6 protein-coding genes and 2 pseudogenes are annotated in these 6438 nt (G+C 46.1%); 3 read left to right on the top strand and 5 right to left on the bottom strand.

Annotated features, from left to right (window positions below; genetic code table 11):
• Window positions 1–186: 186 nt before the first annotated feature.
• From PX481_RS06935 to PX481_RS30070, 3 genes and pseudogenes are all read left to right on the top strand, one after another.
• On the top strand, window positions 187–363 hold the full coding sequence (locus PX481_RS06935; protein WP_288024922.1) for a hypothetical protein: 177 nt from the start codon (window positions 187–189) through the stop codon (window positions 361–363).
• A 334-nt stretch (window positions 364–697) separates the two neighbouring features.
• On the top strand, window positions 698–1519 hold the full coding sequence (locus PX481_RS06930; protein ID WP_223213056.1) for a DUF4351 domain-containing protein: 822 nt from the start codon (window positions 698–700) through the stop codon (window positions 1517–1519).
• Between the two features lie 20 nt (window positions 1520–1539).
• A pseudogene (locus PX481_RS30070) lies at window positions 1540–1641 on the top strand (bluetail domain-containing putative surface protein); the annotation flags it as partial.
• Window positions 1642–1646: 5 nt separating this feature from the next.
• Here the strand turns inward: PX481_RS30070 and PX481_RS06925 are convergent.
• The 5 genes and pseudogenes from PX481_RS06925 to PX481_RS06905 form a co-directional block, all read right to left on the bottom strand.
• Window positions 1647–2426: an HNH endonuclease gene (locus PX481_RS06925; protein WP_288094105.1), complete on the bottom strand. Its 780-nt coding sequence runs from the start codon at window positions 2424–2426 to the stop codon at window positions 1647–1649.
• 40 nt (window positions 2427–2466) lie between these two features.
• Window positions 2467–3552: an alanine dehydrogenase gene (gene ald / locus PX481_RS06920; protein WP_288027362.1), complete on the bottom strand. Its 1086-nt coding sequence runs from the start codon at window positions 3550–3552 to the stop codon at window positions 2467–2469.
• Between the two features lie 407 nt (window positions 3553–3959).
• Window positions 3960–5078, bottom strand: a complete 1119-nt coding sequence (locus PX481_RS06915) for a glycosyltransferase family 4 protein (protein ID WP_002758313.1) — start codon at window positions 5076–5078, stop codon at window positions 3960–3962.
• A gap of 44 nt (window positions 5079–5122) precedes the next feature.
• Window positions 5123–5398 (bottom strand): annotated as a pseudogene (locus tag PX481_RS06910) (glycosyl transferase family 1); the annotation flags it as partial.
• A 2-nt stretch (window positions 5399–5400) separates the two neighbouring features.
• Window positions 5401–6054 carry a D-glycero-alpha-D-manno-heptose-1,7-bisphosphate 7-phosphatase gene (locus PX481_RS06905; RefSeq protein ID WP_288094103.1) on the bottom strand — a complete coding sequence of 218 codons (654 nt, stop codon included), beginning with the start codon at window positions 6052–6054 and terminating at the stop codon, window positions 5401–5403.
• Between the last annotated feature and the right edge of the window lie 384 nt (window positions 6055–6438).

Genomic DNA, 6438 nt, shown 5'->3' with positions numbered 1-6438 from the left:
CGTTGACCGCCTATAGCTTCTTGTACTTGTTGCGCGCGACTTTTTACCCGGCCAAGCTTTTCTGGTCGGAACCCCCTAAGCCGAGTTTTCAAGGTGCTGCGCCGTCCACTTGGTTTTCGAGACTGGCCTTTTAATTCTAACGTAAAGCCAACCTAGAACGGCGGGGTTTCAGACCCAAAATTTCCGATGACCAATGCACCTGACGACTACGATAGTCCTTGGAAAACGGCTCTGGTGCGGTATTTCCAGGAGTTTCTGGCGTTTTACTTTCCGGCGGCTTATCGAAAATTTGGGTTAAAACCCCGTCCTTTTAGGACGGCTTTAGGCTACAATGGAAAAAGCGATAACCAAGCTAAAAACTGAACCTTGACAACAGATAGTAGGGGGTTTTGTTCAGAAAAGAATTCAAATTCGGCCTTGAACAAGTAAAACTTTCTAGGAAATAAGGTTGAACATTAGATTTTTTCGACTTGTTCAAAGTGGCCGGAGGGCATTCGGACACTCAAAACGGACGTGGAGAAAGAGTCAGACTTAAGCAATTAAGCGTTTTTCGGTGAAGCGTCAACCCCATTCAGCGACCACCCTAAAAAAGTGGCGTGGTGAGGAATCGCCGTCCGTTTTACGGCGGCGAGGATGTCAAGAGTCCATTGATTGGACATTCCCCCATAGGTTTCTGGAGCAAGAACTGGCCCAAATTGTGGCAGATGCGGAATTAGGGCGGCGACGGGTGGACTGTTTGGTAGAAGTGACCCTGACCACGGCCAAGCAGGAATGGGTTTATATTCATGTGGAGGTTCAGGGGCGACGGAATAGAACCTTTGCTGAACGGTTGTTTATTTACAACTATCGGCTTTATGACCGTTACCGTCGCCCGGTTGCAACCTTAGCCGTGTTAGCAGATACAAATCCAAGCTGGCGACCCCAGGGATTCAGCTACGACTTGCTTGGTAGTCGGACAAGCATTGAATTTGCGACAGTAAAAATTCTTGACTACGCCAACTGTCTCAATGCTTTGCTAGACAATCCCAACCCTTTTGCCCTGGTGACTGCGGCCCATTTATTAACCCAACAAACCCGCAATAATCCGTCAGGGCGCTATGACGCCAAGTGGCAGTTGGCTCGATTACTATATGAGAGGGATTGGGATAAGCAACGGATTCTTGATTTGTTTGGCATTATCGACTGGTTAATGAAGTTGCCCCAAGACTTGGAGAAACAACTGTGGACGTCCATTCAAAATTTGGAGAAAAATAAAGCCATGCCCTATGTCTTATCGGTAGAACGTATTGCCCGTCAAGAAGGTCGTCAAGAAGGTCGCCAGGAGGGTCGTCAGGAGGGGCTTCTCGAAGGAGAATCTCTGCTGATTGTGCGACAGTTGTCAAAACGATTTGGTACCCTGAGTCCGGATGTGGTGGCCCAGATTCGTGGGCTGACGGCGTCGCAATTAGAACAGTTGGGGGAGGCTCTCTTGGATTTTCAATCCTTGGCGGATTTGGATAACTGTTTGGATTCCCTTTAAATTCAGGTTTGTTAAGCGACCAGTTTAGTCAGTCCACTGCCGCAGCCCTAGACCGAGTTACGGATTTTGCTATTGGTACTGATAAAATTGACCTGCTTAGTCAAGCTGGTGCGGCAATATCGTACTTTTAGCCCTGAAATATATGATAGCGATGATAGTTTAAAAAATCTAAATCTGGTGAAAAGCGAGCGGGAACATTTAAAGTTTTACCGCGATAGTTGATAAAATTTAGTGCTAACGTCTCGCTACCTTGATCCTGAGCCTTTTTTTCGATCTCATGGCCAATAATTAATCTTAAATCCTCATCGAAACTAATTAAACCTCGATCGAAAGCAGTATCATGAGTACGAGCTAGGCACAAGCCATTATGAGGGTTTAAACGCTGTTCAGGAAATTGACTCCAGGGTAATATATGACTAGCTGTTAGTAACAGCGGAATGGGATTTCCTGTAATACAGCAACGATAGTTATATAATGCTAAAATTGTCTTTCTAAAAAAGTTTTGTCCGATTCTAACTTTTCTGATTGCCTCGGTTTCTGTTTTGATATTTTCCGAAAAATCAAGTCTAGTAAAATCCTCTTGCTGTTCGTTGATAACTCCTAAAAGAACCTGTAATCTTTCCTCACTTTCTAGGGCTAATTCTGTCCAGTTATCCTCGAACTCCTGCCAGATTTGCCGATCAGCTTTACTGATACCTTTTAACCCCTGTACTCCTCGCAATTGATGCCTGGGATCGAGAGAACCAAAATTACATAGTTTCATCACCAGGGCCGATGGTGTTCGCTGTAACTTTTCAGCGACTTCGATAATAATAGGATTATTGGTGTGGAATTGTCCATAGGGAAATTTATAGTATAAATTGAGAGCGATCAGCAGCTCATCCCTTGTCCATAAATTCTTAGTCATAACCCCTAGAAAATACCACGATCAGCCCTGAAATTACTGCTCAAATCAAATCGGGAAAAACTTCGCGCACTGCTGGATGAATTAACCGATGATTGGCGACATTTAACCCCTTAGCGAGGGAAACATCTTGATCCAAAGCTTTTACTCCATGGTCGGCTAATTTAATAACGTAGGGTAGGGTACTATTATTTAAAGCTTGAGTTGCCGTCCAGGGTACTGCTCCAGGCATATTAGGCACTCCATAATGTACTACTCCCGACTCCAGGTAAGTCGGTTGACTGTGGGAAGTGGCCCGCAGGGTTTCCACGCAGCCTCCTTGGTCCACTGCCACATCGACAATTACGGAACCAGGGTTCATTTTGGCGACTAAAGAGCGAGAAACCAGCGTCGGCGCTCGTTTTCCTAAGACTAGCACTGCCCCAATCAATAAATCGGCCTTAGGAACCACATTTTCTAATTGTGCCGAGCTACTATAAAGCAATTCTACCCGCGAACCGAATAAAGTCTCTAAATAGGCCAAGCGCTCGACGTTAATATCTAAAATAGTTACTTTTGCCCCCATACCGATGGCAATTCTGGCCGCTTCCGTACCCACCACACCACCGCCAAGGATAACCACTTGTCCGGGACTCACCCCGGGGAAACCCCCCAGTAAAACTCCCCTACCTCCCTGTTGTTTTTCCAGATAGCGGGCCCCAAATTGTACCGAAAGACGACCGGCAATAACACTCATGGGAGTTAAGAGAGGCAAACGACCATCGGCAAGCTCGACCGTTTCATAAGCGATCGCAGTTGTTCCCGACTCGATTAATGCTTCCGTTAAATAGCGCTCGGCCGCTAGGTGTAAATAGGTGAATAGGAGAGCTTCTTTATTTAAAAAGCCGTATTCTGTCTTAAGCGGCTCTTTTACCTTGACAATTAGCGGTTTATCCCAAACTTGGGCCGCTTTTTCCACAATTTTGGCCCCGGATTTTTGGTAATCTTCATCGCTGAATCCAGCACCCAATCCGGCGGCCGTTTCCACAAATACCCTGTGACCGCGATCATTGAGTACACGCACACTACTGGGACTCAAACCGACGCGAAACTCTTGATCTTTAATCTCTTTGGGAACACCTATTTCCATGGTTTGCTTCTGGGGGACTATTTCTAACTAGGGTATGCTGAAAAAGTTTTTCGGTGGGGGTAGGGTGTGGGGTGTGGGGTGTGGGGTGTGGGGTGTAGGGTTTTAGCCATTTTCAGGGGGTCAATTACCTAATTTTCAGGGAAAAAGTGCCTTAATTTTCCCCCGATTCCTCCAATGGCTGGCACTTTTTGATTTCAAAAAAGCCTAAAGATATTATCCAACAAGGTTTTTAGATTTATTCAGTAAACCCCAAAGCAAAGGAGCTATGGAAAAATGATTACTGTAGGATTTAAAAAAGGACGATCACTCTTACAGCAAGATTTCTAGGGCCAAAGTGAACCCCAGAACCATATCCTCCCCGCTTAAAATCGCGTTGGCAGGATAATGAGTCACCAAAAAGCTCTAGACTACAATTTTGGCAATAATCGGTCGTAGGATTGGATCATTCTCTCGTAAGTAAAGCGAGTGGCATTGATAAAACCTTTTTGCCTCAAATCTTCCAGGCGATCGGGAGCGAGAAGATTTTCTGCAATAATAGTAGCGGCGGCCTCGTGTTCGCTGGGATCGAAGTAAACGGCTGCATCATCAGCGATAACAGTCATGGGGAGACGATTGGAGGTAAAGACGGGACAACCACAGGATTGAGCTTCAATAACGGGAACACCGAATCCTTCCTGAAAGGAGGGAAAAATTAAAGCAGTTGCTAGGCAATAAAAGGCGCGGAGATCCTCATCGGAGACGGTTCCTAATTCGATTACTTGTGCGGACAAGTTATTCTGATTAACAAATTCTCGCATATTCGGCAGCAAAGGTTTTCCCATCAGGATCAATCGGCAATTTTCCAGACCGGGGAAAGTAATTAACTTTTTGAATATTTTCAGCAATCCCAATCGATTTTTATACCATTGGTCGCCCCCGACATGAATTAGCCAGGGACAATCACTATTAATGTTAAATTTGGCCACTAGATTTACCGCTGCGGCTCTTGTCATCGGACCGTATCCCTCACTCAAGCAATCCTCGATCACTTCCGTTTGTTCGGGGGTAATTTTGGTTAAACGGAGAACATCGGCACGAGTAGCTTCGGAAGAACAGACAACATATTTAGCCTGTTTGAATCCTCGCAAAATCATCGCCTGATACTGTTTTCCCGTCCAACTGGTGGGATTTTCAGGAATTTCTCCTAGGGCGGAACGAATGGCCAGCAGATCGTGACAGATCACAAAATATTTGCGATCTTTTAGATAGGGAGTTAAATAGGATAACGCCTGATCACAAATGCAGACGATATCGGCCCAATCAAGCTGCTGACGTAACTGCACTGGGAAAATAATTAACTTATCAATATACCCTAACCACTTGCCGATTCCCTGGGGAGAGGATTTCAGTTGACCGAAAATAGGCTGTGCTTGCACTCGCCGAATTTCGTGTCCTTTTTGTCTGAGTCCTTTCTCCACTAAACCGACAAAACGATTGATACTGATCTGCCGATCGTTGACGTAATTTCCCACTATTAAAACTTTCATGATTAGGCTCCAAAAAATCAATTTTTATGGCGGTAAAACTCTCAAACAGTTCCCCCCAGAAAGCGCCCTGTTTGACCGATTAGTTTTGTCAGTCCCTTGCCTTGAGCGGGAATTTGCCGGGGCGGAAATAAGACAAGATGATCGGTAAAGGTTTTGAGTTCTTCGATCTGAGTTTCCGTGACATTCTCCACCCGACGGGCGAACAGGGTGACATCGTGGTTTTGATGAAGACATTTGATCAGGTTAAAAGTTCTCCCCTCGGTTGCCCCGCGACTAGGTGGATAGGGAAAGTTATGGCAAAAAAGGACTAATATTCTCATAATTATGGTTCGGCAGCGGTTTTTGACAATAATTCTACCGTTTCCTTTAGTTGGCTATATACAGGAATCTGAACTGGGTATTTCTCGATCTCCCCAAGGGTGACTTTTCCTCGCCCTGTTAAGAGCAATACGGGCTGACAACCAGCTTCTAGGGCGCATTCTAGATCGCTGGGAGCATCGCCGATAAACAACGAGCCGGCTAAGTCGATTCCGTATTGGTGGGCGGCGGCCAGCAGCAGATAGGGGGAGGGTTTGCGGCAGGGACAACCTTCGTCGGGATGGTGCGGGCAGATGGCAAGATCGTGAAAATGCACGCCCAATTGTCGGTATTCCTCGATCATGCGCCCGTGAATCGCCGCTAGATCATCCCAAGTGAAATAGCCCCTAGCGATCCCCGATTGATTGGTAATGATGATCAGCAGATAGCCGGCATCCTGCCACTGTTTTAAGGCAGCCGCTGCCCCGGCGGGAATGCTCACCTGTTCTGGTTTACTCAGGTAGGGGATATAGTCAATAACTACCCCATCTCGATCGAGAAATAAGGCTTTGTTCTTTTTTGATCTATCTTCGCTTTCGTGGTCAGAATTGCCAGGAGGTGGCGGATACGGGTATTTTTGGTCGCCGTCATTGACAGAAATTGCGGGGAAAGGATTCATGATGTGGGACTTTTTCGAGTCGGGGACTAGAATTCTCAGTTCTTCTGTCAGAGACGAGAGCTTGAACCGATGGAAAGACAAAATTCGAGGGATTGTAGCGATTTGTGCTAGTTTTCTCGACTAAATTGCTTCTCCTTACTATCTAGGGCTGGCTGAATAAATCTAAAAACCTTGTTGGGTAAGACTTTTAGACCTTTTGTCAATCAAAAAGTACTGGCTCTGGGAGTGAGCGGGGGGAAATTTAGGCACTTTTTCCCTGAAAATTAGGTAATTGGCCACCTCAAAACTGGGAAAACCCCACACCCCACACCCCACACCCCACACCCTGCCCCCACCGAAAAACTTTTTGCCGCAAACCCTACTTAAGACGCATCTTAGCCGCCT

The organism is Microcystis sp. M53603_WE2 (assembly GCF_030065435.1).
This window is presented reverse-complemented; position numbering and strand designations above follow the sequence as displayed.